Below are 21,443 nucleotides of genomic sequence, written 5' to 3'. Positions count from 1 at the left end.
CGGCGGTCGCAGGGGCCGGGACGGGGCGGGGGAGGGGGTGGTGCGGTGTGTCCGGGAGGGGATGTGCCGCCGTCACCGGTCGAAGTCCAGCTCCACCCTCTCCGTCACCGGATGCGACTGGCAGGCCAGTACGTAGCCCGCCTCGGTCTCCTCCGACTCCAGCGCGAAGTTGCGGTTCATCCGTACCTCGCCCGAGACGAGGAAGGCGCGGCACGTTCCGCACACCCCGCCCTTGCAGGCGTAGGGGGCCTCGGGGCGGTTGCGCAGCACCGTCTCCAGCAGGGACTCGCCCTCCTGGACGGGCCAGGTGCCGCCGCGTCCGTCGAGCAGGGCGGTGACCGTGCTGTGGGCGGGGACCGGCGCCGTGGGGGCGGCCGGGGCGCCGGTGTCCACGTGGAAGATCTCCTCGTGGATGCGGGAGCGCACCACGCCGAGAGCGCGCAGGGCCCGCTCGGCCCCCTCGACCAGCCCGTAGGGGCCGCACAGGAACCAGCCGTCCACCTGCCCCACCGGCAGCAGGGCCGGCAGCAGGGCGGCGAGCCGCTCCTGGTCGAGCCGTCCGGACGGCAGTCCCGCCTGCTGCTCCTCCCGCGAGAGCACCGGCACCAGTTGGAACCGGTCGGGGTAGCGGTCCTTCAGGTCGGCGACCTCCTCCAGGAACATCGTCGAGGCGGCCGTCCGGTCACTGCGGATCAGACAGAACCGGGCCCGGGGCTCGCGCTCCAGAAGGGTCGAGACGATGGAGAGCACCGGGGTGATGCCGCTCCCGCCGACGATCGCCGCGTACCGGCCGGGTGCGGGCGGGAGGGTGAACCGGCCCGCCGGGGTCATCACCTCCAGCTCGTCCCCGACGCCGATCTCCTTCAGGGCGTACGTCGAGAAGGCGCCGCCCTCGACCAGACGCACCCCCACCCGCAACGTGCCGGGCCCCTCGCCTTCGGGGGCCGGGGAACAGATCGAGTAGGTGCGCCGGATGTCCTCGCCGTCGGCTCTGCGCCGCAGGGCCAGGTGCTGGCCGGGGGCGTAGCGGTACTCCTCGCGCAGGTCCGGCGGGACGGTGAGGGTGAGGGCGACGGAGTCGTCGGTGAGCCGGTCGACGGCGGCCACCCGGAGCCGGTGGAAGCGCGCCATCACAACTCCTTGAAGTGGTCGAACGGTTCACGGCAGTCCAGGCACCGGCGCAGCGCCTTGCACGCGGTGGACGAGAAGCGGCTGAGCAGCTCGGTGTCGGCAGAGCCGCAGTGCGGGCACCGCACGGGCTCGGGCGCCTCCTCGGCCCCGGGCTCGGGTGTCCCCTCCGCCCATGGGCCGCGGGTACGCGTGCGGGTCGGCCCGAGGTCCACCGGGACCGCTCCCGACGCCGGCCGTACGCGCGGCGGGGCGATACCGAACTCCCGCAGCTTGCGCCGTCCTTCGTCGGTGATGTCGTCGGTCGACCAAGCGGGCGCGAGCACTCTGCGGACGGTGACCTCGCGCACTCCGTGCTCACGCAGCACCCGCTCTATGTCCGCCGACATCGCCTCGACGGCCGGGCACCCCGTGTACGTGGGGGTCAGCTCGACCTCGACGCCGTCCGCACCGCGCGCGTGCACCGCGCGCACCACGCCCAGTTCGCGCAGGGTCAGCACGGGCAGTTCGGGGTCGGGCACCGAACCGGCCAGTTCGAGCAGTTCCGCCTCGAGCGAAGTGGTGGCCGCCGGGATCACCATGTCGCCCCCGGGTGGCTGCGGTGCAGGTGCTGCATCTCGGCGAGCATGCGGCCGAAGGACTCGGTGTGCAGTCCCTGGCGTCCGGCACCGGCCGCCCACGCACCCGTGCGCGGGCTGTCGGGCACGGTGAGGGTGGCCCGGCCCAGCACCTGCGTGATCGCCTCCAGCCAGGCCGTCTCCAGGCCCGGCCAGTCGACGTCGAGGCCCTCGATCGGCTGGAACATCTCGCCGGTGTACCGCCACAGCGCGTCCACGGCCCGCTGCATCCGGGTGTGGCCGGTGTCGGTGCCGTCGCCGAGCCGCAGGGTCCACTGCTCGGCGTGGTCGCGGTGGTAGGCGACCTCCTTGACGGCCTTGCCGGCCAGCGGTGCCAGCGGGCCGCCCCCGACGGCGAGTTCGGTGTGCAGGAGGTGCTGGTAGGTGGAGAAGTACAACTGGCGGGCGAGGGTGTGGGCGAAGTCGCCGTTCGGCTGCTCGACCAGCTGGAGGTTGCGGAAGGCGCGCTCTTCGCGGAGGAACGCCAGCTCGTCCTCGTCGCCCGCCATCGACAGCAGCACGCGGGCCTGACCGAGCAGGTCCAGCGCGATGTTGGCGAGGGCGACCTCCTCCTCCAGCACGGGGGCGTGGCCGGCCCACTCGCCCAGACGGTGGGAGAGCACCAGGGCGTCGTCGCCGAGGGCGAGCGCGGCCACCGTGAGGGCGGCGTCCTGGGAGGGTGCACGGGTGCCGGAGCGGGGTGTCGTCGTCACAGGTGCCGCACCCCCTCGGGGATCTCGTAGAACGTCGGGTGCCGGTAGGGCTTGTCGGCGGCCGGTTCGAAGAACGGGTCCTTCTCGTCGGGCGAGGAGGCGGTGATCGCGGACGACGGCACGACCCAGATCGAGACGCCCTCGCCGCGGCGGGTGTACAGATCGCGGGCATTGCGCAGGGCCAGCTCCGCGTCCGGGGCGTGCAGGCTGCCGGCGTGGGTGTGGGACAGTCCCCGGCGCGAGCGCACGAAGACCTCCCACAGGGGCCAGTCGGTGTCGGTCATCCGTGGATCGCTCCTGTCTCACCGGTGGTGTGCTTGGCCGCGTAGGCGGCCGCCGACTCCCTGACCCAGGCGCCCTCCTCGTGGGCACGCCTGCGCCGGGTCAGCCGCTCCTCGTTGCACGGGCCGTTGCCCCTGAGGACCTCGCGGAACTCCGTCCAGTCGATCGGGCCGAAGTCGTGCTGTCCCCGTTCCTCGTTCCATCGCAGGTCCGGGTCGGGAAGGGTGAGGCCGAGCGACTCGGCCTGGGGGACGCAGATGTCGACGAAGCGCTGCCGCAGCTCGTCGTTGGAATGCCGTTTGATCTTCCAGGCCATCGACTGCGCGGAGTGCTGGGACTCGTCGTCGGGCGGGCCGAACATCATCAGCGACGGCCACCACCAGCGGTCCACCGCGTCCTGCGCCATCGCGTGCTGTTCCGGGGTGCCGCGGCCGAGTGCCAGCAGCAGCTCGTAACCCTGGCGCTGGTGGAAGGACTCCTCCTTGCAGATGCGCACCATCGCGCGCGCGTACGGGCCGTACGAGCAGCGACACAGAGGCACCTGATTGGTGATCGCGGCGCCGTCCACCAGCCAGCCGATCGCGCCGACGTCGGCCCAGGTCAGCGTGGGGTAGTTGAAGATCGAGGAGTACTTCTGGCGGCCGGAGTGCAACTTGTCCAGCAGCTCGTCACGCCCCGTCCCGAGGGTTTCGGCGGCGCCGTAGAGATACAGGCCGTGTCCCGCCTCGTCCTGCACCTTGGCCATCAGGATCGCCTTGCGGCGCAACGAGGGCGCACGGGTGATCCAGTTGGCCTCCGGCTGCATGCCGATGATCTCGGAGTGCGCGTGCTGGGCGATCTGCCGGACGAGCGTGGCGCGGTAGGCGTCGGGCATCCAGTCGCGCGGTTCGATCCGCTCGTCGGCGGCGACGGCCGCGTCGAAGGCGCGCTCGTACTCCGCGCCGCCGCCCGCGCCGCCGCCCGCGCTGTCACCCGTGCCGGCGCCGACGCTGTCGACTGCTGTCGCCATGAGGTCCCCTTCGACCTGGGTTCTTCCCGGAACACGCTCCCGACCGATCGTTCGGTTCGTGCGATTCCATGGTGAGACGGGCGCCGCGAGGTGTCAACAGCTGTGGATAACCTGCGGGCGGGACCGACGAGGGCGGGTTGCCCGTGGACAATCCGGGGCCGACCGGGCCCGGCCGTGGATGCGGTGACGGCCGCGGAATGCGTGGACCACCGGGACTGTGCCGGAACGGCCGGTGCTGAGTACCGTTCCCGTGCGACGCTGCGAAGCGGTGTGCGGGCGGCACGACGTCCTCGCACGCCGGACGGTGGCGGCGATCGACCGGGGTTCGGACCGGGATTCGGACCGGGACTGTGGGAACGGGGCGGGATGGACGCGTACGACGAGGGCTCGCACGCCCGGCACGGGCGGACCGGGCCGGGCGTGCCGGGCGACCCCGCACTGCCCCCGGATCCGCCTGCTCCCGCATCTCCTCCCGCACCGTCCCTCGTCCCGCCCGCTCCCGCACCGGCGGGGCCCGCTGTCCAGGACGGCCCCCAGCCCTCGAACGCCCCGCCGGCCCCGGACGCGGGCCCCCCGCCCCCCGAGCCCCTTACCGGCGTGGCCGCTCTCTCGCTCCGCCATCGGATCGCCGCCGCCGTGGCACTCGGGATCGTCGCGGTCGTCGTCTGTGTGCACATGGGCATGACGTTCCTGCACGTCGCGCCCGCGAACACGGTCTCCAAGGAGCACGCCGAGGCGGTGGAGGACTGGATCTACCCGGAGTTCGAGCAGAACTGGAAGCTGTTCGCGCCGAACCCGTTGCAGCAGAACATCTCCGTCCAGGTCCGCGCCGACGTCCTGACGCCGGACGGGGGAGTGCGCACCACCGGCTGGTACGACCTGTCCGCCGAGGACGGCCGGGCCATCGACGGCAACCTCCTGCCCAGCCACACCCAGCAGAACGAGCTGCGCCGCGCCTGGGACTTCTTCGCCGCCACGCACGACGGCGAGGACCGGCCGGTGGGGATGCGCGGCACGCTGGCCGAGTCGTATCTGCGCCGGATCATGATGATGCGGCTCGACCGGTCGGACGCTGCCGGGCCGGGCGGTGTCGTCGACCGGATACAGGTCCGCTCCCGCACGGCCGACGTGCCGCCGCCGGAGTGGAGCGAGGAGGAGGTCTCCACGAAGCCGGTGTACCGCACGCTGCCCTGGTGGCCGGTGCCGGAGGACGAGGCCCGGGGAGGCATCGGATGAACCGCTTCCCGCTCGAGGTCCGCGGCGCCGTCGCGCGGGTCACCGATGCCGCCCTCGGCCCTTACCAGACCGCGGTGATCCGGATCGGGTTCAGCGCGACCTGGCTGCTGTTCCTGCTGCGCGAGTTCCCCCACCGCCAGGAGCTGTACGGGCCCGACGGCCCGTGGGCCTGGGACCTCGCCGATCAGCTCGTCGGATCCAACGGCGCCTTCACCGCGCTGCTGTGGTCGGACGGCCAGGGCTGGTTCGAGGCCCTCTACCTGCTCGCGGTGGTGTGGAGCGCCCTGCTGCTGCTGGGCTGGCGCACCCGCACCATGTCGGTGCTGTTCATGGTGGGCGTGCTGTCGCTGCAGAACCGCAGCGTCTTCGTGGGTGACGGCGGCGACAACGTCCTGCACCTGATGGCGGTCTACCTCGTGTTCACGCGCTGCGGCCAGGTGTGGTCCCTGGACGCCCGGCGCGCCCGGCGGGCGGACGAGGCACGCGCGCCTGGAGAGCGGCCGCGGGACCGGACGGGCCCCGCGCTGTGGGGGGTGCTGGGTTTCCTGCTGCTCCTGGCGACCCTGGCCGGCCGGATGGACGGCGACTGGTTCGTCCCGGCGCTGCTGTGGGCCGTATGGTCGGCACAGGCGCTGTGGTGGCTGGTGGGGCGCTGTGCGAGGACCCCGCAGCCACGCGCCCTGCTGGACGTCGTCGCCAACATCGTGCACAACGGCGCCCTGCTGGTGATCATGGCCGAGGCCTGTCTGATCTACGCCACGGCCGGCTGGTACAAGATCCAGGGCTCCCGCTGGCAGGACGGCACCGCGGTGCACTACCCGCTGCACCTGGAGTACTTCTCCCCCTGGCCGGCCCTCGGCGACCTGCTGACCGCCAGCGGCACCCTGGTGATGCTGGTGACCTACGGGACGGTCGCCGTACAGGTGGCCTTCCCGTTCACCCTGTTCAACCGGCGGGTCAAGAACGTGCTCCTGGTGCTCATGATCACCGAGCACGCGGTGATCGCCGTCGTCCTGGGGCTGCCGTTCTTCTCCCTGGCGATGATCGCGGCCGACGCGGTCTTCCTGCCGACGTCGTTCCTGCGCCGCCTGGGCAACGTCTTCACGCGCCTCTGCGCGTGGGTACGCAGCCCGATGTTCCGGACACTGCCGCCGCGCACGCGCGCGGGCGGTGCGCCGGTGCCCGCACCCAGGGCAGGGAGCCCGGGAGAGACGGTGGATCACCTGGACCGGGCGGAGCAGGAGGAGCAGGAGGAGCGGGCGGAGCAGGCCGGTCGGGGGCCGGTCGTTCCCGCGTCCGGGAAAGCACCCGGCACGCGCCCGTAGGCTGCACGTCATGGCAGCCCCCGACCGCGACACCGTCCCCGACGGCAGCTCCGTGCCCCCTGCGCCCCCTGCCCAGGACACCGCTCCCGTGACCCGCTGGCACCGGCACAGCGGGGGCGCGGTCCTGCTCGACGGCTTCCACGCCCTCAAACACGCCGTGCGCTTCGGCGCCGACGTCGAGGTGGCGGTCACCGCGGACCGGGCCGCCGCGCTCGACCTCGCCGACGAGCTGGCCCCGGACGTCCGGGAGGCGCTGGCGGCGCTGCTGACCGAGGTGCCGTACGAGACCTACGCCTCGCTCGTCCCGCGCCCGCATCCCACCGCCGTCGCCGCCCTCGCCCTACGCCCCTCCCGCGCGGGCAACCTGGAGAGGCTGGCGCACACCCCGCGCACCGCCCCCGTAGTGCTCCTGGACCAGCCGCGCAACCTCGGCAACGCGGGCGCCGTGATCCGGCTGGCCGCCGGTTTCGGGGCGACCGGGGTCGTCACCACCGGCACCCTCGACCCCTGGCACCCCACGGTCGTGCGCGGCGGGGCCGGGCTGCACTTCGCGACCGCCGTGGAGCGGCTGTCCGTCGACGAACTGCCCGCGGGACCGGTGTTCGCGCTCGACCCCGAGGGCGAGGACATCCGCGCGCTGGAACTTCCGGACGACGCGCTGCTCGCCTTCGGCTCGGAGCGCAGCGGGCTCTCGCCCGAGCTGCGCGCGCGTGCCGACCATCTGGTGGCGCTGCCGATGCGCCCCCAGGTCTCCAGCTACAACCTCGCGACCAGTGTGGCCATGACGCTGTACCACTGGAGCGCCACCGGGGGCGCACCCGCGTAGGGGAGCGGGCCCACGACGGGCTCATGCCTCCCGGCGCACCTCGATCACCCGGAAGCGGTTGGCCACGAAGGCGGTGTCGGTGAGGGCCGCGTTGGCCGCCGGGTTGCCGCCGGAGCCGTGGAAGTCGGAGAAGGCGGCCGTCTGGTTGACGTACACCCCGCCGGTGAGGTTGAGGGAGAGCTGGGCGGCCTCCTCCAGGCAGACCTCCCGCACCGCCTCCTCGAACTCCGGAGAGGTCGTGTACGCGCCGACGGTCATCGCGCCCTTCTCCCGGACGGTGCGCCGCAGCAGTTCCGCCGCGTCGGACGCGGAGTCGACGGCGACGGCGAAGGAGACCGGTCCGAAGCACTCGCTCATATAGGCGGCCTCGGCGTCCGGCTTCGCACCGTCGAGCTTCACGATCACCGGTGTACGGACCACCGCGTCCGGGAACTCCGGGTGGGTGATCCCGCGGGAGGCGAGGGCGACCTCGCCGAGTCCGGCGGCGGCCTCCAGGCGGGTCCTGACGCCGGGGTTGACGATCGCGCCCAGCAGGGCGTTCGCACGCGCGTCGTCGCCGAGCAGGCCGTCGACCGCCCGGGCCAGGTCGGCGACGACCTCGTCGAAGGACTTGGGGCCCTGGTCGGTGGTGATGCCGTCGCGCGGGATCAGCAGGTTCTGCGGGGTGGTGCACATCTGGCCGCTGTAGAGCGACAGGGAGAACGCCAGGTTGGCGAGCATGCCCCGGTAGTTTCCGGTCGACTCCACGATCACCGTGTTGACGCCGGCCTTCTCCGTGTACACCTGCGCCTGGCGGGCGTTGGCCTCCAGCCAGTCGCCGAACTCCGTGGAGCCGGTGTAGTCGACGATCCGGATCTCCGGACGTGTGGCCAGTGTCCTGGCGATGCCCTCGCCGGGCCGCTCGGCGGCCAGCGCCACCAGGTTCGGGTCGAAGCCGGCCTCGGTGAGCACCTGGCGCGCCACCTGCACGGTGAGCGCGAGCGGCAGCACCGCGCGGGGGTGCGGCTTGACCAGGACCGCGTTGCCGGTGGCGAGGGAGGCGAACAGGCCCGGATAACCGTTCCACGTCGGGAAGGTGTTGCAGCCGATGACCAGGCCGATGCCGCGCGGGACCGGTGTGAACCGCTTGGTCAGCGCCAGCGGGTCGCGCTTGCCCTGCGGCTTGGTCCACTCCGCGGCGGTGGGGGTGCGCACCTGCTCCGCGTACGCGTACGCCACCGCCTCCATGCCGCGGTCCTGCGCGTGCGGGCCGCCGGCCTGGAACGCCATCATGAACGCCTGGCCGGAGGTGTGCATGACCGCGTGGGCGAACTCGGGCGTCCGGTCGCTGATCCGCTTGAGGATCTCCAGGCAGACCACCGCGCGGGTCTCGGCGCCCGCGTCCCGCCAGGCCCGCATCCCGGCCCGCATGGCGGGCAGCAGCACGTCGAGGTCCGCGTGCGGGTAGCCGACGCCCAGTTCGACGCCGTACGGGGAGGTCTCGCCGCCCACCCAGTCGTCGGTGCCGGGCTGGCCGAGGTCGAGGCGGGTGCCGAGCAGCGCGTCGAAGGCGGCCTTGCCCGCCGCGAGGTCCAGGCTGCCGTTCTCCCCGTAGGCCTTGGGGTGCTCGGGGTGCGGGGACCAGTACGCGCGCGTGCGGATCGCTTCCAGTGCCCGGTCCAGGGTGGGCCGGTGCTGGGCGGTCAGCTGCTGCGCGGTGTTTTCGGCGGCCATCGGGGACCAACTCCTCGTCGAGTTCGGGGACCGGGCAAAGCCTTGGGCGGGGGGCGGGGGCGGGGGCGGGAGCATCGGAAGCCGACGACGCCGGCCGGCGGGGACGGCGACGATGCCGGAGGGAGGACGTCGGGGCAGGGGATGTCGGAAGTCGGGCGGTCGGAGTTAGAGTAACCGAACGATCGGTCGGGACAAGGGGGTCCGCCGCATCCGTGGACAAGCCCGTGCGGGAGGATCGCGCACATGACAGCACTCGACCCCAGCAGCCCCGTGGCCGTCGTCGGCACCGGCACCATGGGCCGGGGCATCGCCCAGGTCGCACTGGCCGCGGGGCACCCCGTGCGGTTGTACGACGCCGTCCCCGGCCGGGCCCGGGAAGCCGCCGAGCAGATCGTGGCCCGGCTCGACCGGCTCGTGGCGAAGGAGCGGCTCACCGCCGCCGACCGGGACGCGGCCCGCGACCGCCTGCTGCCCGCCGACGACCTCACCGCACTCGCCGACTGCGCCCTGGTCGTCGAGGCCGTCCTGGAGCGCCTGGACGTCAAACAGGAACTGTTCCGCGCGCTGGAGGACGTCGTCTCCGACGACTGCCTGCTCGCCACCAACACCTCCTCCCTGTCGGTCACCGCCGTCGGCGGCGCCCTGCGCGTCCCCGGCCGCTTCGTGGGTCTGCACTTCTTCAACCCGGCGCCGCTGCTGCCGCTCGTCGAGGTCGTCTCCGGTTTCGCCACCGACGTCACCTGCGCCACGCGCGCGTACGAGACGGCCCGCGCCTGGGGCAAGACGCCGGTCGCCTGCGCCGACACCCCCGGCTTCATCGTCAACCGCATCGCCCGGCCCTTCTACGCCGAGGCCTTCACGGTGTACGAGTCCCAGGGGGCCGATCCGGCCACGATCGACGCGGTGCTGCGCGAGTCCGGCGGCTTCCGCATGGGTGCCTTCGAACTGACCGACCTCATCGGGCAGGACGTCAACGAGTCCGTCACCCACTCGGTGTGGCAGGCCTTCTTCCAGGACGTGCGCTTCACGCCCTCGCTCGCCCAGCGCCGACTGGTCGAGTCCGGCCGCCTCGGCCGCAAGAGCGGCCGGGGCTGGTACGACTACGCGGACGGCGCCGAGCGCCCCGAGCCGCACACCGCGGAACGGGCCGGGGCCCCCGCGTACGTGGTCGCCGAGGGTGACCTGGGGCCCGCCTCGGACCTGCTCGCCCTGATCCGCGAGGCCGGAGTCCAGGTCCGCGCGGAGGACGAGGACAACGGCACTTGCCTGGTGCTGCCCGGTGGCGGCCGGCTGGCGCTCGCCGACGGCCAGACCTCCGTGGAGTACCGCGACGTCGTCCACTTCGACCTCTCGCCGGACTACCGCGGGGCCACGCGCATCGCCTTGTCCCACTCCCGGGACACCTCCGCGCGGACCGTCGCCGAGGCCACCGGACTGTTCCAGGCGCTCGGGAAGAAGGTCAGCGTCATCGGGGACGTCCCCGGCATGATCGTCGCGCGCACGGTGGCGCGGATCATCGACCTGGCGCACGACGCCGTCGCCAAGGGGGTGGCCACCGAGGAGGACATCGACACCGCGATGCGCCTGGGCGTCAACTACCCGCTGGGACCATTCGAGTGGAGCCGCCGCCTGGGCCGCGGCTGGGCCGGCTCCCTCCTCGACGAGCTGCACGAGCGCGATCCGTCCGGCCGCTACGCGCCGTCCCTCGCGCTCTACCGGCACGCGTGCGCCACCGAGAAGCGGGAGGACACCCCATGACCACCGCCAGGCGCGACACGTACACCCCGGAGTCCCTGCTCTCCGTCGCCGTCCGGGTGTTCAACGAACGTGGCTACGACGGCACCTCCATGGAGCATCTCTCCCAGGCCGCCGGTATCTCCAAGTCGTCGATATACCACCACGTGGCGGGCAAGGAGGAGCTGCTGCGCCGCGCGGTGACCCGGGCACTGGACGGCCTCTTCGGCATCCTCGACGAGGAGCACGCGCGCGTGGGGCGTGCCGCCGAGCGCCTGGAGTACGTCGTGCGGCGCATGGTCGAGGTCCTGATCGCGGAGCTGCCGTACGTGACGCTGCTGCTGCGCGTGCGCGGCAACACGGGCACCGAGCGGTGGGCCCTGGAGCGGCGACGCGAGTTCGACCAACGAGTGGCGATGCTGCTGAAGGCCGCGGCGGCCGACGGGGACGTGCGGGGCGACATCGAGGTGCGCCTGGTGACCAGGCTGGTCTTCGGGATGATCAACTCGCTCGTCGAGTGGTACCGGCCCGACGGGCGCGGCATGAGCGAGCGCGAGGTGACCGACGCGGTGGTCCGGCTGGCCTTCGGAGGGCTGCGCAAGGCGGGCTAGGACAGGCTCCGGGAGGACGACCGTGCCGGCAGGGGCCGGCCCGGCGGTTCACCCCTGTGGCTCCAGGTCCTCCTCCTCGAACACCAGCAGGGTGCGCGTGCTGAGCACCTCGGGGATCGCCTGGAGCCGGGTCAGCACCAGTTCCCGCAACGCCCGGTTGTCCGGGGTGTGCACCAGGAGCAGTACGTCGAAGTCGCCGCCCACCAGGGCGATGTGGGAGGCGCCGGGGAGCTGCCGGAGCTGCTCGCGGACCGTGCGCCAGGTGTTCTGAACGATCTTCAGGGTGATGTACGCGGAGGTGCCGTGACCGGCCCGTTCGTGGTCGACGCGGGCCCCGAAGCCACGGATGACGCCGTCCTCGACGAGCCGGTTGATCCGGGCGTAGGCGTTCGCGCGGGAGACGTGGACCCGGTCGGCGACGGACCGGACGGACGCGCGGCCGTCCGCCTGGAGCATACGCAGGATGTCCTGGTCTATGGCGTCCAGGGGGCGCGCGGGCGGCACCGGCCCGCTCCCCTCCGGGCTCCCGGCACTCTCGGCCATTTGTTCAGACGACACCCGGCCCCGCCTCCCCGCCATGGACGTACTGCGTCCATCTCAGGCTGTGGAGAACCGTTTGTCCACAGCCTGGTGCCACCCGTAGCCAAAATGTGCCGGCGACCGAACAATCGGTTGGTGAGGCGCGTCACAGATGCCGCGCCTCACCAAGCCACTCCCACGAGGAGGTGCCGTCATGACGGTCATGGAGCAGCGGGGCGCTTACCGGCCGACCCCGCCGCCCGCCTGGCAGCCGCGTACCGACCCCGCGCCACTGCTGCCCGACCCGGAGCCGTACCGCGTGCTCGGCACCGGGCGGGCCGACGCGGTCGACCCGGAACTGCTGCGCCGGCTGTACGCGGAGCTGGTGAAGGGCCGCCGCTACAACGCGCAGGCCACCGCGCTCACCAAGCAGGGCCGTCTCGCGGTCTACCCCTCCAGCACCGGTCAGGAGGCCTGCGAGGTCGCCGCCGCGCTGGTCCTGAAGGAGCAGGACTGGCTCTTCCCGAGCTACCGCGACACGCTCGCCGTCGTCGCGCGCGGGGTGGACCCCGTCGAGACCCTCACTCTCCTGCGCGGTGACTGGCACACCGGCTACGACCCCTACGAGCACCGGGTCGCGCCGTTGAGCACGCCGCTGGCCACCCAGTTGCCGCATGCCGTCGGACTCGCGCACGCCGCCCGCCTCAAGGGCGACGACGTGGTCGCGCTGGCGATGGTCGGCGACGGCGGGACCAGCGAGGGCGACTTCCACGAGGCGCTGAACTTCGCCGCCGTGTGGCGGGCGCCGGTCGTCTTCCTCGTCCAGAACAACGGCTTCGCGATCTCCGTCCCGCTCGCCAAGCAGACCGCGGCCCCGTCGCTGGCCCACAAGGCCGTCGGCTACGGGATGCCCGGCCGGCTGGTCGACGGCAACGACGCGGCCGCCGTGCACGAGGTCCTGGCCGACGCCGTGCGCCACGCGCGCGCGGGGGGCGGCCCGACCCTGGTCGAGGCGGTCACCTACCGCGTGGAGTCGCACACCAACGCCGACGACGCGACCCGCTACCGGGGCGACGCCGAGGTGGAGACCTGGAAGGAGCACGACCCCCTCACGCTCCTCGAACAGGAACTGACCCGCCGCGGCCTGCTCGACGACGACCGTCTCGCCGCCGTCCGCCAGGACGCCGAGACCATGGCCGCCGACCTGCGGGCGCGCATGAACCAGGACCCGGTGCTCGACCCCATGGACCTGTTCACCCACGTCTACGCCGAGCCCACCCCGCAGCTGCTGGAACAGCGGGAGCAGCTGCGGGCCGAGCTGGCGGCCGAAGCCGAGCCCGCCTCCGGGGCCGAACCGGGGGGTACGCAGCGATGACCACCGTCGCCGCCAAACCGGCCACCATGGCGCAGGCGCTCAACCGCGCGCTGCGCGACGCGATGGCCGCGGACCCCTCCGTGCACGTCATGGGCGAGGACGTCGGCACCCTCGGCGGTGTCTTCCGCATCACCGACGGGCTCGCCGAGGAGTTCGGCGAGGACCGCTGCACGGACACCCCGCTGGCCGAGGCGGGCATCCTCGGCACGGCCGTCGGCATGGCGATGTACGGGCTGCGGCCGGTCGTGGAGATGCAGTTCGACGCGTTCGCCTACCCGGCGTTCGAGCAGCTGGTGTCGCACGTCGCCAGGATGCGCAACCGCACGCGTGGCAGGATGCCCCTGCCGCTCACCCTCCGGATCCCCTACGGAGGCGGCATCGGCGGCGTCGAGCACCACAGCGACTCCTCCGAGGCGTACTACATGGCGACTCCCGGGCTCCACGTCGTCACGCCCGCGACCGTCCCGGACGCCTACGGGCTGCTGCGGGCCGCCATCGCCTCCGACGACCCGGTCGTCCTCCTCGAGCCCAAGCGTCTGTACTGGTCGAAGGACTCCTGGAACCCGGAGCAGCCGACGGCCGTCGAACCCTTGGGCCGTGCGGTGGTGCGGCGCTCCGGCCGGAGCGCCACGCTCCTCACGTACGGGCCGTCCGTTCCCGTCTGCATGGAGGCGGCCGAGGCGGCCCGTGCCGAGGGCTGGGACCTGGAGGTCGTCGATCTGCGCTCGCTGGTGCCGTTCGACGACGCGACGGTGTGCGCCTCGGTGCGGCGGACGGGACGTGCGGTAGTCGTCCACGAGTCGGGTGGCTTCGGCGGTCCCGGCGGGGAGATCGCGGCCCGGGTCACGGAGCGCTGCTTCCACCATCTGGAGGCGCCGGTGCTGCGTGTGGCAGGGTTCGACCTCCCGTATCCGCCGCCGATGCTGGAGCGACACCACCTGCCCGGCGTGGACCGGATCCTGGATGCCGTGGGGCGTCTGCAGTGGGAGGCCGAAAGCTGATGGCACAGGTGCTGGAGTTCAAGCTGCCCGATCTCGGCGAAGGGCTCACCGGGGCGGAGATCGTGCGTTGGCTGGTCGAGGTCGGCGAGGTCGTCGCCGTCGACCAGCCGGTCGTCGAGGTCGAGACCGCCAAGGCGATGGTGGACGTGCCCTGTCCCTACGGGGGCGTGGTCACCGCCCGCTTCGGCGAGGAGGGCGCAGAGGTGCCGGTGGGCGCCCCGCTGATCACGGTCGCGGTGGGCGGCCCGGCCGACGGTGACGGCCCTCCGGCGGGGGAGACGCGTTCCGCGACGGACGACTCCCGTGCCGACAGTTCCCGTGCCGATACCTCGCGTGCGGCGGGCTCCCGCGCGAAGGGCCCACAATCGGCGGGTTCCGGCAACGTGCTGGTCGGTTACGGCACTTCGGAGGCACCGGCCCGGCGCCGCAGGGTGCGGCCGGGCCGTCCGGCGCCGATCGCGTCGGCGACGCCCGCCGCTTCCACGGCTTCCGTCACGTCCACGGCGAACGGTTGGGCCGCCGCCGAAGGACGGGCACCCGCTGCCCGGCAGACCCATACGGCCGCCGGGCCGGTGGACGGACCGGTTCCCGTGATCTCGCCGCTGGTGCGCCGGCTGGCCCGGCAGAACGGTCTGGATCTGCGCGAGATGTCCGGTTCCGGTCCCGAGGGGCTGATCCTGCGGGCGGACGTGGAGTACGCGCTCCGGGCCGCCGGAACGCAGTCAGGCAAGGACCGGACGCCCACGCCCACCACCGAGCCGTACCCGCGCGCGCCGCAGACACCGGCACCGGTTCAGACACCGTCGCAGGCGTACACGCCGGCCGTCGGAGCCCCGACTGCCCCGGAACCCACCCGCATCCCCCTCAAGGGCATCCGCGGTGTCATGGCCGACAAGCTGTCCCGCAGCCGTACCGAGATCCCCGACGCGACCTGCTGGGTGGACGCCGACGCGACCGAGTTGATGCGGGCGCGGGACGCGATGCGGCGTTTCGCCGAGGAACGCCCCCGGAGCCCCGCCGCCGGCGGGCCGAAGATCTCCGTGCTCGCCCTGCTGGCCCGGATCTGCACCGCCGCGCTGGCCCGCTTCCCCGAGCTCAACTCCTCCGTGGACACGACGGCCAGGGAGGTCGTCCAGCACACGGCCGTGCATCTCGGCTTCGCCGCGCAGACCGGGCGCGGGCTCGTCGTCCCCGTCGTCCGGGACGCGCACACGCGGGGTGCGGAGTCGCTGACGGCGGAGTTCGCACGGCTGACCGAGGCGGCGCGCACGGGAACGCTGACGCCGGCGGAACTCACCGGCGGCACGTTCACGTTGAACAACTACGGAGTCTTCGGCGTCGACGGCTCCACGCCGATCATCAACCACCCCGAGGCCGCCATGCTGGGCGTCGGCCGCATCGTCCCCAAGCCGTGGGTGCACGAGGGCGAGTTGGCGGTGCGGCAGGTCGTGCAGCTCTCGCTCACCTTCGACCACCGGGTCTGTGACGGCGGCACGGCAGGCGGCTTCCTGCGGTACGTGGCGGACTGCGTGGAGCAACCGGTGGTGCTGCTGCGCACGCTGTGACGTCCGTTCTGCCCGACCGCGTTGTCCGTGCCCCCGCGTTCCCTGTGATCGCGGGGGCACGCATACTCGGGAGGTGACCGAGTACGAGCTCCCGGGTGCTCCCGGAGCCGCTGGCGACCGCACCCGTGACCGCGACCCCGCGCCGGGCCGGGCGGCACCCGCCGCGTACGACGAATCCGCCCCGCACTCCCCGCCCTCCACGCCCCTCGTCCACGACGCCCTCGTGCTGGCCGGTGGCGGTGCCCGGCGGCTCGGGGGCGCGGACAAGCCCGGGGTGCGGGTGGGCGGCCGGGCGCTGCTCGACCGGGTGCTGGCCGCCTGCTCCGGCGCCCGCACCACCGTGGTCGTGGCCGACCCCCGGCCCACCTCCCGGCCCGTGTCCTGGGCCCGTGAGGAGCCGCCGGGCGGCGGACCGCTCGCCGCGCTCGGCGCGGGGCTCCGGCTGAGCACCGCGGAGTACGCCGTACTGCTCTCCGCCGACCTGCCGTTCCTCGACGGACCCACGGTCGACGAGCTGCTGACCACCCTGCGCACGAGCACGGCCGACGGGGTCCTGCTGACCGACGCCGACGGCCGGGACCAGCCGCTCGTGGCCGCGTACCGGACGGCGGCCCTGCGCCGCGAACTGGCCGCGCTCACCGAGCGGCACGGCGCGTTGGCCGGGCTGCCTCTGCGCCGGCTGACCGGCTCGCTCGACCTCACCCGCATTCACGGCCCGGAGGCGTCGTTCGACTGCGACACCTGGGACGACATCGCCGCCGCCAGAGCACGCATCAGGGAGCATGGACACGTGTTGGATGAATGGATTTCCGCAGTCAAGGACGAGCTGGGCATCGATCTGGACGTCGACACCGACGTCCTCCTCGACCTCGCCCGTGACGCCGCCCACGGTGTGGCCAGGCCGGCGGCGCCGCTGACCACCTTCCTCGTCGGCTACGCGGCCGCCCGCGCGGGCGGTGACCGCGAGGCCGTCGCCGAGGCCACGCGCAAGGCCGCCGCCCTCGCCGTCCGCTGGGCCGACGAGGACACCCCCGACGCCGCGTCCGCGCGGCCAGCCGACAAGCAGCCCGACGCCTCCGCCGCCGACGCGGCCCCCGGCGCGCGCCCGGACGCCGAATGAACGCGCCCGATGCCCGAGCCGACAAGGACAGCGGGGCCACCGACGACGCCGATGATGCCGACGACCTCGACGTCGAGGAAGCTCTCGCCCTCGTGAACGACGCCTCCGGCCGTACCTCCGGTGACTCCGCGCACGCCCGCTCCCCCCGCCGGGGCGGGCCCCGGCCCGCCGCGGACGACCCGAGCCCCGCCACCGGCCACCACCCGCGCCACGCCCTCCCCTGGACCGAGGCCCGTGCCGTCGCCGAGCGTGCGGCACGCCGGGGCACCGGCAGCCGGGCCGCCCACCGCGCCCCGGTCCCCGTGCCGCTCGACGCCGCCCTCGGCCTCACTCTGGCCGCCCCTCTCACGGCCCTCACCGACCTGCCGTCCTTCGACACCTCGGCCATGGACGGCTGGGCGGTCTCCGGCCCCGGTCCCTGGGCCGTACGGGAGGAAGGCGTCCTCGCCGGGCACGTCGGGCACCCGCCGCTCACCGACGGCGAGGCCGTCCGCATCGCCACCGGCGCCCGTGTCCCCCCGGACACCACCGCCGTCCTGCGCAGCGAACACGGCCGCACGGACGACAACGGCCGGCTGCACGCCACCCCGCCCCGAACGGTCACTCCGCCCCGAGCCGCCACCGCCCCCCGATCAGTGGGCACGCCCCACGCCGGACCCGCCCCCACGGTCGCGCACGGGCAGGACATCCGCCCCCGCGGCCAGGAGTGCCGCAGCGGCGACCGACTGCTGTCCGTCGGCACCCTGGTGACCCCGGCCGTGCTGGGCCTCGCCGCGGCCGCCGGATACGACACGCTCAGCACCCTCCCCCGTCCCCGCGTCGAAGTCCTCGTCCTCGGCGACGAACTGCTCACCGGAGGCCTCCCGCACGACGGGCTGATCCGGGACGCCCTCGGCCCGATGCTGCCGCCCTGGCTGCGCGCCCTCGGCGCCGAGGTCACCGCCGTCCGCCGGGTCCGCGACGACGCGCGGACACTGCACAAGGCGGTCACGAAGTCCGACGCCGACGTCGTCGTCACCACCGGAGGCACCGCCGCGGGCCCGGTCGACCACGTCCACCCGACGCTGCGCCGCATGGATGCCGAACTCCTTGTGGACGGAGTCGAGGTACGCCCCGGCCACCCCATGCTCCTGGCCCGCACCAAGGAGGACCAGTACCTCGTCGGTCTGCCGGGCAACCCCCTCGCCGCGGTCTCCGGGCTGCTCACGCTCGCAGAACCCCTGCTGCGGACCCTCGCGGCCCGCCCGGCACCCGAGCCGTACATGATGCCGCTGCGGGACGCCGTCCACGGGCATCCGCAGGACACCCGGCTCATCCCGGTCGTCCTGCGCGGTGACGTGGCCCTGCCGCTGCACTACAACGGTCCGGCCATGCTGCGCGGCATCGCGGCGGCCGACGCCCTCGCCGTCGTTCCCCCGGGTGGTACGCGGCCCGGTCAGGAGGCGGAATTGCTGGATCTCCCCTGGGCGTCCGGCGGAATCGAGGTGTGTTTCACGTGAAACTTCCGGGCCAGGACGCCATAGCCCGCCAGGCGGACGAACACTTGGTGACCCATCGGGTGAAGCTGCCGAGGAAGGTGGTCGAGCACCCGATCCGCCAGGTCACCAAGCGGTTGTCCATGGCGTTGCTCCTCCTCGTGGTGACGGCGTTGATCGTGTACATCGACCGCGACGGCTACACCGACAACTCCGACGGCACCCTCGACTTCCTCGATGCCTTCTACTACGCGACCGTCACCCTCTCCACCACGGGGTACGGCGACATCACCCCGGTCAGTGACGCCGCCCGGCTGACCAACATCTTCGTCGTCACGCCGTTGCGTGTGATGTTCCTGATCATCCTGGTCGGCACCACCCTCGAAGCCCTCACCGAACGCACGCGGGAAGAGTGGCGACTGAACCGCTGGAGGTCCACGTTGCGTGATCACACCGTCGTCGTCGGATTCGGCACGAAGGGCAGGTCCGCGATCAAGACCGTCTGCGCGACGGGGCTCCGTAAGGAGCAGGTCGTGGTGGTCGACCCCAGCAGCCAGGCGATCGAGGCCGCGGCGGCCGACGGATACGCGGGCGTCATAGGGGACGCGACGCGCAGCGAGGTGCTGAAGCGGGCCGAGGCCTACCGGGCGAAGCAGATCATCATCGCCACGCAGCGCGACGACACGGCCGTGCTGGTGACGCTGACGGCCCGCCAGCTCAACCGCGGCGCGAAGATCGTGGTCGCGGTGCGCGAGGAGGAGAACGCCCCGCTGCTGAAGCAGTCGGGTGCCGACGCGGTCATCACCAGTGCCAGCGCGGCCGGCCGGCTGCTCGGTCTGTCCGTGCTCAGCCCCGCGGCCGGCATGGTGATGGAGGACCTCATCCAGCAGGGCACCGGTCTCGACATGATCGAACGGCCGGTCATAAAGGCCGAGGTGGGCAAGTCTCCGCGGGAGATCGACGATCTGGTGGTGAGCGTTCTGCGCGGACACCGGGTGCTCGGCTACGACGACGAGCACGTCGGGACGCTCGAGCTGACGGACCGGCTGATCACCATCGTGCGGGCGTCGCCGGGCACCCGGGTCACCCCCGACATCCGCCCGCTCCACGACTGACACCGCCGGGCCATGACGAGGAACACGAGAGCCCACGGGAGACCACGAGAGACGACGCGGAGTCCCCGGGGCGGGCGCCCCGGGGACTCCGCGTTCCTGTCCACGTCGTCGGTCGGCGTCACTTGCGGTTGTAGAGCCGCATCGTGACCGGTCCGAAGACCAGGACGAACAGGGCGGACCAGCCCAGCGACCAGGCGACCTCGTCGGCCGGCCAGTCCCCCGCCATCAGTCCGCGCACCGCGGACGCGAGGTGCGTGACGGGACTGTTGTTGACGAAGGCCTGGAGCCAGCCCGGCATGGTGCCCGGATCGACGAAGACGTTGGACAGGAAGGTGAGAGGGAAGATCACCATCATGCTGACGCCCATCACCGACTTCTCGGTGCGCAGCATCAGTCCGAACATCGTCCAGATCCACGAGAACGCGAACGCGAAGACCACCAGCAGCACGATCCCGGCGAGCACACCGGCGACCCCGCCGTCCGGCCGATAGCCGAGGAGGATGCCCACGGTGAGCATCACGACGGACGCGATGGTGTAGCGCAGGGCGTCGCCGAGCAGATAGCCGACCATCGTCGAGGGCCGCCAGATCGGCAGGGTGCGGAACCGGTCGAAGACGCCCTTCTCGATGTCCGTGTTGACCGAGACACCGGTGTACATCGTGATCATCACGACCGACATCACCAGGATGCCCGGCAGCAGGAACTGGATGTACTCCGTCGGCGAACCGGCCAGCGCCCCGCCGAAGAGGTACGTGTACATCAGCACCATCATGATCGGGAACGCGGTGACGTCGAAGAGCTGCTCCGGCACATGTTTGATCTTGAGGATCGCGCGCCAGCCGAAGGTCAGGGAGGCCGACCACGCGCTGGGCCGCGGCGGACGCTCCTTGGCGACCAGCAGCTCGGCGAGGGAGTCGGTGCGGACCGGGGCGAGTTCCGCGCTCTCGGTGGTCGTCGTCACGGTACTCATGCCGCCACCTCGTCCTTCGGGTTGTGGGAGTCGTCGGAGCCGGTCCGGGTGTCGTGGCCGGTGAGGGCGAGGAACACCTCGTCCAGGCTCGGCTGGCCGAGCGAGAAGTTGTCGACGGTGACGCCGGCCGCGGCCAGTTCGTTCAGCGCGCGGGCGGCCTGTCCGGCGGCGGTGTCCTGACTCGCGGCCGTGCCCAGGCGGGCGGTGAGCGTCACCGGGTCGGGCTCGGGCTGCACCGTCGCGTCGAGCAGGCGGCGCAGCAGGTCCGCGGCGAGCGGCCGTTGATCCGGATCGCGCAGCCGCAGATGGACGGTGCCGGCGCCGACGGAGGCCTTCAGCTCACCCTTGGTGCCCTCGGCGATCACCTTCCCGCGGTCGATGACGGCGATCCGGGACGCCAGCTGGTCGGCCTCGTCCAGGTACTGCGTGGTCAGCAGCACGGTCGTGCCCTGGGCGACCACCGCGCGCACGATGTCCCACACCTGGTTGCGGCTGCGCGGGTCCAGGCCGGTCGTCGGCTCGTCGAGGAACAGCAGGTCGGGGGTGTTGAGGATGGACGCGGCGATGTCGATACGGCGCCGCATACCGCCCGAGTAGTGCTTGACCTGCTTCGCCGCCGCGTCCGTCAGGCCGAACGCCTCCAGGAGCTGGGCGGCGCGGGTGCGGGCTGCCGGTTTGCGGTGGCCGAGCAGCCGGGCCAGCAGAATCAGGTTCTCGGCGCCGGTGAGGTCCTCGTCCACCGACGCGTACTGCCCGGTGAGACTCACCAGGCCGCGCACCGTGTCGGCCTCGCGCACGACGTCATGGCCGAAGACACGGGCGTCGCCGCCGTCCGGCCTCAGCAGGGTGGCGAGCATCTTCACGGTGGTGGTCTTGCCGGCGCCGTTCGGTCCGAGGACGCCGTACACCGTGCCGGCCGGTACGGCGAGGTCGACCCCGTCGACGGCCCGGGTCTCACCAAAGGTCTTGACCAGGCCGGCGGTCTCGATCGCCAGGCCGGACGTCTGCGTGCTCATGCTTCGGGTCCTTCCGCGTGCTTGCGGGTGCTGGGGCTACGCAGGGAGAGACCTTCACCGTCGCGCAAATTCATCGCTCCCGCACATGGATTT

At 72.7% G+C, this 21,443-nt stretch carries 20 protein-coding genes; 11 read left to right on the top strand and 9 right to left on the bottom strand.

Going from position 1 to position 21,443, the window contains the following annotated elements:
- Window positions 1–72: 72 nt before the first annotated feature.
- Genes ACFWVE_RS13825 through paaA form a run of 5 tightly spaced genes read right to left on the bottom strand, consistent with a single transcriptional unit; the run spans window position 73 to window position 3,749 of the window.
- Complete coding sequence (locus tag ACFWVE_RS13825; RefSeq protein ID WP_384012612.1) at window positions 73–1,131, bottom strand: 2Fe-2S iron-sulfur cluster-binding protein; 1,059 nt, start codon at window positions 1,129–1,131, stop codon at window positions 73–75.
- Window positions 1,131–1,709: a 1,2-phenylacetyl-CoA epoxidase subunit PaaD gene (paaD, locus tag ACFWVE_RS13820; RefSeq protein ID WP_384012610.1), complete on the bottom strand. Its 579-nt coding sequence runs from the start codon at window positions 1,707–1,709 to the stop codon at window positions 1,131–1,133. The genes ACFWVE_RS13825 and paaD overlap by 1 nt, the downstream gene beginning before the upstream one ends.
- Window positions 1,703–2,458, bottom strand: coding sequence for a 1,2-phenylacetyl-CoA epoxidase subunit PaaC (gene paaC / locus ACFWVE_RS13815; RefSeq protein WP_384012607.1), 756 nt, complete (start codon window positions 2,456–2,458; stop codon window positions 1,703–1,705). The genes paaD and paaC overlap by 7 nt, the downstream gene beginning before the upstream one ends.
- A complete protein-coding gene (gene paaB / locus ACFWVE_RS13810) occupies window positions 2,455–2,742 on the bottom strand; it encodes a 1,2-phenylacetyl-CoA epoxidase subunit PaaB (RefSeq protein ID WP_266071725.1) in 288 nt (95 codons plus the stop codon). The genes paaC and paaB overlap by 4 nt, the downstream gene beginning before the upstream one ends.
- Window positions 2,739–3,749, bottom strand: coding sequence for a 1,2-phenylacetyl-CoA epoxidase subunit PaaA (gene paaA / locus ACFWVE_RS13805; RefSeq protein WP_384012603.1), 1,011 nt, complete (start codon window positions 3,747–3,749; stop codon window positions 2,739–2,741). Before paaA ends, paaB begins: the two co-directional genes overlap by 4 nt.
- 366 nt (window positions 3,750–4,115) lie before the next feature.
- On the opposite strand from paaA, the gene ACFWVE_RS13800 reads away from it, so the two are divergent.
- Genes ACFWVE_RS13800 through ACFWVE_RS13790 form a run of 3 tightly spaced genes read left to right on the top strand, consistent with a single transcriptional unit; the run spans window position 4,116 to window position 7,136 of the window.
- Window positions 4,116–4,985, top strand: a complete 870-nt coding sequence (locus tag ACFWVE_RS13800; protein WP_384012600.1) for a DUF5819 family protein — start codon at window positions 4,116–4,118, stop codon at window positions 4,983–4,985.
- Window positions 4,982–6,310, top strand: coding sequence for an HTTM domain-containing protein (locus ACFWVE_RS13795; protein WP_384012597.1), 1,329 nt, complete (start codon window positions 4,982–4,984; stop codon window positions 6,308–6,310). The genes ACFWVE_RS13800 and ACFWVE_RS13795 overlap by 4 nt, the downstream gene beginning before the upstream one ends.
- A 10-nt stretch (window positions 6,311–6,320) precedes the next feature.
- Window positions 6,321–7,136: a TrmH family RNA methyltransferase gene (locus ACFWVE_RS13790; RefSeq protein WP_384012594.1), complete on the top strand. Its 816-nt coding sequence runs from the start codon at window positions 6,321–6,323 to the stop codon at window positions 7,134–7,136.
- A 21-nt stretch (window positions 7,137–7,157) separates the two neighbouring features.
- Here ACFWVE_RS13790 and paaN read toward each other — a convergent pair whose 3' ends face one another.
- On the bottom strand, window positions 7,158–8,849 hold the full coding sequence (gene paaN / locus ACFWVE_RS13785) for a phenylacetic acid degradation protein PaaN (RefSeq protein ID WP_384012591.1): 1,692 nt from the start codon (window positions 8,847–8,849) through the stop codon (window positions 7,158–7,160).
- 243 nt (window positions 8,850–9,092) lie between these two features.
- Here paaN and ACFWVE_RS13780 point away from each other — a divergent pair, with 243 nt between their 5' ends.
- Window positions 9,093–10,607, top strand: coding sequence for a 3-hydroxyacyl-CoA dehydrogenase (locus ACFWVE_RS13780; protein ID WP_384012588.1), 1,515 nt, complete (start codon window positions 9,093–9,095; stop codon window positions 10,605–10,607).
- Window positions 10,604–11,194 (top strand): TetR/AcrR family transcriptional regulator, encoded by a 591-nt coding sequence (locus ACFWVE_RS13775; RefSeq protein ID WP_384012585.1) that lies wholly within the window; start codon window positions 10,604–10,606, stop codon window positions 11,192–11,194. The genes ACFWVE_RS13780 and ACFWVE_RS13775 overlap by 4 nt, the downstream gene beginning before the upstream one ends.
- Before the next feature lie 48 nt (window positions 11,195–11,242).
- On the opposite strand, the gene ACFWVE_RS13770 is transcribed toward ACFWVE_RS13775, so the two are convergent.
- Window positions 11,243–11,737, bottom strand: a complete 495-nt coding sequence (locus tag ACFWVE_RS13770) for an Lrp/AsnC family transcriptional regulator (RefSeq protein ID WP_384012582.1) — start codon at window positions 11,735–11,737, stop codon at window positions 11,243–11,245.
- Between the two features lie 190 nt (window positions 11,738–11,927).
- Between ACFWVE_RS13770 and pdhA the strand changes: the two genes are divergently transcribed.
- The 6 genes from pdhA (at window position 11,928) to ACFWVE_RS13740 (ending at window position 19,364) form a co-directional block, all read left to right on the top strand.
- Entirely contained in the window at window positions 11,928–13,088 is a 1,161-nt protein-coding gene (gene pdhA, locus ACFWVE_RS13765; RefSeq protein ID WP_384012578.1) for a pyruvate dehydrogenase (acetyl-transferring) E1 component subunit alpha, read from the top strand.
- Entirely contained in the window at window positions 13,085–14,089 is a 1,005-nt protein-coding gene (locus tag ACFWVE_RS13760) for an alpha-ketoacid dehydrogenase subunit beta (RefSeq protein ID WP_384012575.1), read from the top strand. The genes pdhA and ACFWVE_RS13760 overlap by 4 nt, the downstream gene beginning before the upstream one ends.
- A complete protein-coding gene (locus ACFWVE_RS13755; RefSeq protein WP_384012572.1) occupies window positions 14,089–15,654 on the top strand; it encodes a dihydrolipoamide acetyltransferase family protein in 1,566 nt (521 codons plus the stop codon). The genes ACFWVE_RS13760 and ACFWVE_RS13755 overlap by 1 nt, the downstream gene beginning before the upstream one ends.
- Window positions 15,655–15,727: 73 nt before the next feature.
- Window positions 15,728–16,774, top strand: coding sequence for an NTP transferase domain-containing protein (locus tag ACFWVE_RS13750; protein WP_384012569.1), 1,047 nt, complete (start codon window positions 15,728–15,730; stop codon window positions 16,772–16,774).
- The gene (locus ACFWVE_RS13745; RefSeq protein WP_384012566.1) at window positions 16,771–18,273 is read left to right on the top strand and encodes a molybdopterin molybdotransferase MoeA; all 1,503 of its coding nucleotides are present in this window, start codon (window positions 16,771–16,773) and stop codon (window positions 18,271–18,273) included. Before ACFWVE_RS13750 ends, ACFWVE_RS13745 begins: the two co-directional genes overlap by 4 nt.
- Window positions 18,270–19,364 (top strand): potassium channel family protein, encoded by a 1,095-nt coding sequence (locus ACFWVE_RS13740; RefSeq protein WP_384012563.1) that lies wholly within the window; start codon window positions 18,270–18,272, stop codon window positions 19,362–19,364. Before ACFWVE_RS13745 ends, ACFWVE_RS13740 begins: the two co-directional genes overlap by 4 nt.
- 118 nt (window positions 19,365–19,482) lie before the next feature.
- On the opposite strand, the gene ACFWVE_RS13735 is transcribed toward ACFWVE_RS13740, so the two are convergent.
- The gene (locus tag ACFWVE_RS13735; protein WP_384012559.1) at window positions 19,483–20,334 is read right to left on the bottom strand and encodes an ABC transporter permease; all 852 of its coding nucleotides are present in this window, start codon (window positions 20,332–20,334) and stop codon (window positions 19,483–19,485) included.
- Window positions 20,331–21,350 carry an ATP-binding cassette domain-containing protein gene (locus ACFWVE_RS13730; protein WP_384012554.1) on the bottom strand — a complete coding sequence of 340 codons (1,020 nt, stop codon included), beginning with the start codon at window positions 21,348–21,350 and terminating at the stop codon, window positions 20,331–20,333. The genes ACFWVE_RS13735 and ACFWVE_RS13730 overlap by 4 nt, the downstream gene beginning before the upstream one ends.
- Window positions 21,351–21,443: the final 93 nt, after the last annotated feature.

This window comes from Streptomyces sp. NPDC058632 (genome assembly GCF_042717095.1).
GTDB lineage: Bacteria > Actinomycetota > Actinomycetes > Streptomycetales > Streptomycetaceae > Streptomyces.
Note: the sequence above shows the minus strand (reverse complement) of the source record. Positions and strands in the feature narration are given on the sequence as shown.

Excerpts from the sequence above, each read along its gene's own strand:
- ACFWVE_RS13730 (WP_384012554.1), bottom strand. The coding sequence starts at position 21,350 with ATGAGCACGCAGACGTCCGGCCTGGCGATCGAGACCGCCGGCCTGGTC.
- ACFWVE_RS13760 (WP_384012575.1), top strand. The coding sequence starts at position 13,085 with ATGACCACCGTCGCCGCCAAACCGGCCACCATGGCGCAGGCGCTCAAC.
- ACFWVE_RS13780 (WP_384012588.1), top strand. The coding sequence starts at position 9,093 with ATGACAGCACTCGACCCCAGCAGCCCCGTGGCCGTCGTCGGCACCGGC.
- ACFWVE_RS13800 (WP_384012600.1), top strand. The coding sequence starts at position 4,116 with ATGGACGCGTACGACGAGGGCTCGCACGCCCGGCACGGGCGGACCGGG.
- ACFWVE_RS13825 (WP_384012612.1), bottom strand. The coding sequence starts at position 1,131 with ATGGCGCGCTTCCACCGGCTCCGGGTGGCCGCCGTCGACCGGCTCACC.
- paaB (WP_266071725.1), bottom strand. The coding sequence starts at position 2,742 with ATGACCGACACCGACTGGCCCCTGTGGGAGGTCTTCGTGCGCTCGCGC.
- ACFWVE_RS13770 (WP_384012582.1), bottom strand. The coding sequence starts at position 11,737 with ATGGCCGAGAGTGCCGGGAGCCCGGAGGGGAGCGGGCCGGTGCCGCCC.
- paaA (WP_384012603.1), bottom strand. The coding sequence starts at position 3,749 with ATGGCGACAGCAGTCGACAGCGTCGGCGCCGGCACGGGTGACAGCGCG.
- paaD (WP_384012610.1), bottom strand. The coding sequence starts at position 1,709 with ATGGTGATCCCGGCGGCCACCACTTCGCTCGAGGCGGAACTGCTCGAA.
- pdhA (WP_384012578.1), top strand. The coding sequence starts at position 11,928 with ATGACGGTCATGGAGCAGCGGGGCGCTTACCGGCCGACCCCGCCGCCC.
- ACFWVE_RS13755 (WP_384012572.1), top strand. The coding sequence starts at position 14,089 with ATGGCACAGGTGCTGGAGTTCAAGCTGCCCGATCTCGGCGAAGGGCTC.
- ACFWVE_RS13775 (WP_384012585.1), top strand. The coding sequence starts at position 10,604 with ATGACCACCGCCAGGCGCGACACGTACACCCCGGAGTCCCTGCTCTCC.
- ACFWVE_RS13745 (WP_384012566.1), top strand. The coding sequence starts at position 16,771 with ATGAACGCGCCCGATGCCCGAGCCGACAAGGACAGCGGGGCCACCGAC.
- ACFWVE_RS13790 (WP_384012594.1), top strand. The coding sequence starts at position 6,321 with ATGGCAGCCCCCGACCGCGACACCGTCCCCGACGGCAGCTCCGTGCCC.
- ACFWVE_RS13735 (WP_384012559.1), bottom strand. The coding sequence starts at position 20,334 with ATGAGTACCGTGACGACGACCACCGAGAGCGCGGAACTCGCCCCGGTC.
- paaN (WP_384012591.1), bottom strand. The coding sequence starts at position 8,849 with ATGGCCGCCGAAAACACCGCGCAGCAGCTGACCGCCCAGCACCGGCCC.
- ACFWVE_RS13795 (WP_384012597.1), top strand. The coding sequence starts at position 4,982 with ATGAACCGCTTCCCGCTCGAGGTCCGCGGCGCCGTCGCGCGGGTCACC.